Origin of the sequence: Pauljensenia sp. UMB6358, assembly GCF_030216865.1 — a bacterium.
Lineage (GTDB): Bacteria > Actinomycetota > Actinomycetes > Actinomycetales > Actinomycetaceae > Pauljensenia > Pauljensenia turicensis_A.
Map to the genome: position 1 here is coordinate 1 of NZ_JASOMS010000154.1, position 281 is coordinate 281.

The 281-nt window shown below is 59.4% G+C and carries 1 protein-coding gene; it reads left to right on the forward strand.

Translation table 11 applies throughout. From position 1 onward, the window contains the following. On the forward strand, positions 1–263 hold a 263-nt coding region (locus QP381_RS08995; protein ID WP_285068661.1), incomplete at its 5' end, for a PTS glucose transporter subunit IIA. Positions 264–281 lie beyond the last annotated feature (18 nt).

Consider the following 281-nt stretch of genomic DNA (forward strand, 5'->3'; position numbering starts at 1 on the left):
TGGTAAGCCTCGGCAAGCAGACGGGAATAATGGTTCACCTAGGCATAGACACGGTCAAAGCCCCCGAAGGGGTTTTTATGCCAGTTCTTCAGCAGGGCCAGCAGGTATCTGCAGGGCAGACGGTATGTCGAATGGTGCCCGACATGCTCGCGCAGGTAGGCACCTCAGCAGTGTCCCCCATCGTTGCCATGGGTGGACAGTTCGAGGACGTTTCAGACACCGAGGCCCAGGCAGGCCAGGCGCTTGCCCTACTGGTTGATTGAGTGCTCGACGGCGTTCGC